The 1282-nt window shown below is 38.8% G+C and carries 3 protein-coding genes and 1 pseudogene; all 4 read left to right on the forward strand.

All coding sequences use genetic code 11. The features are described 5' to 3' along the window. Positions 1–140 precede the first annotated feature (140 nt). Positions 141–392: a type II toxin-antitoxin system RelB/DinJ family antitoxin gene (locus AOQ32_RS08225; protein WP_059394384.1), complete on the forward strand. Its 252-nt coding sequence runs from the start codon at positions 141–143 to the stop codon at positions 390–392. Beyond that, positions 385–660: a type II toxin-antitoxin system YafQ family toxin gene (locus tag AOQ32_RS08230; RefSeq protein ID WP_059394385.1), complete on the forward strand. Its 276-nt coding sequence runs from the start codon at positions 385–387 to the stop codon at positions 658–660. Before AOQ32_RS08225 ends, AOQ32_RS08230 begins: the two co-directional genes overlap by 8 nt. 3 nt (positions 661–663) lie before the next feature. Then, positions 664–948: pseudogene (locus AOQ32_RS08235) on the forward strand (protein adenylyltransferase Fic); the annotation flags it as partial. 64 nt (positions 949–1012) lie between these two features. Further along, positions 1013–1282 (forward strand): DnaJ domain-containing protein (locus AOQ32_RS08240; protein ID WP_158531902.1); only part of this gene is annotated, 270 nt, incomplete at its 3' end.

A 1282-nucleotide genomic window follows, 5' to 3' on the forward strand; every position in this document is an offset into this window, starting at 1 on the left:
TTGCAGAACGCGTCGATGATGTGCTGTGCTTTACGACCAAGGCCTTACAAGGCAAACATTTAAAACGCTATTGAACTTTTATGTGTCAATTGGTACCATTATGGTAGCGAGTCTTTTATGCACACTAAAAGGAGAAAAATATGGCCACACAACAAGTACATTTTCGGATGGACGAAGAAGATAAGAAGGCAGTTGAAGAATTGTATCAGCAAATGGGCATGACCGCTTCTGACGCTTTTCGGCTTTTTGCGAAGAAGTCGTTAGAAGTGAGAGGACTACCATTTGAACTCTATCAACCTAATGAGAGGTTGCAAGAGGCTATTCGTAGTGATGATTATGTTACTTTTGATTCCAGCGAAGATGCTTGGGAGTATTTAAATTCTGATGAATGAATATAAAGTAAGAGTACAAAGCAAATTTAAAAAGAATTTTAAAAAAATTGTGAGGGGTGGTCGCTACCATCCAGCAGATTTTAAAATTGTTTTGGATCAATTGGTCAATCATCAGCCACTGCCTGCGCATTACAATGATCATGCTTTAGTGAATCGTTTTCCGGAACGTGAATTGCATATTAAGCCTGATTGGCTGTTAGTTTATCGTTATCATGGTCAATATCTCGAATTGATTGATACGGGTAGTCACTCGGATTTATTTCGATAAAACATGAATGTTGCCCATCCTTTTCGAGAAGGAAATGGTCGTGCCACAAGAATATGGCTTGATTTAATCTTGAAGCAATCATTAGGGCAAGTAGTTGATTGGTCGCAGGTTAATCCAGAGGATTATCTTTTAGCCATGGAACGAAGCCCCATTCGTACAAGAGAATTAAGTCAACTTTTGCAAGAGTCGTTAAGTTCTGATGTCCACAATCGTAAGGTTTATATGAAGGGTGTTGACCAATCATACGCTTATGAAGGTTATCAGCTTTTTCAAACAGAAGATTTATAAAATAAATTCTTTTGAATCAGTTCACTGATTAAAAGTAAACAAGGGTTTACGAAAGGAAATGTCGATGTCAAATGAGTTCGTTAATTACTATGATGAACTAGAGCTATCACAGCATGCTAGTCCAGAAATGGTTAAACAAGCGTATCGAACACTGTCAAAGCGGTTTCATCCAGATCATAATCAAGAAGAAGGCGCTGAAGCCAAGTACCTTGCTGTACAGCAAGCGTATGAGGTATTATCGGATCCACCAACGAGAAGTCGTTATGACCAACAGCTAAACCAGTATCGTGATTTGTCGAATTTGACGGATGCGTTAAATCAACAAGAGGGAACG

The organism is Fructobacillus tropaeoli (genome assembly GCF_001047135.2).
Taxonomy (GTDB): domain Bacteria; phylum Bacillota; class Bacilli; order Lactobacillales; family Lactobacillaceae; genus Fructobacillus; species Fructobacillus tropaeoli.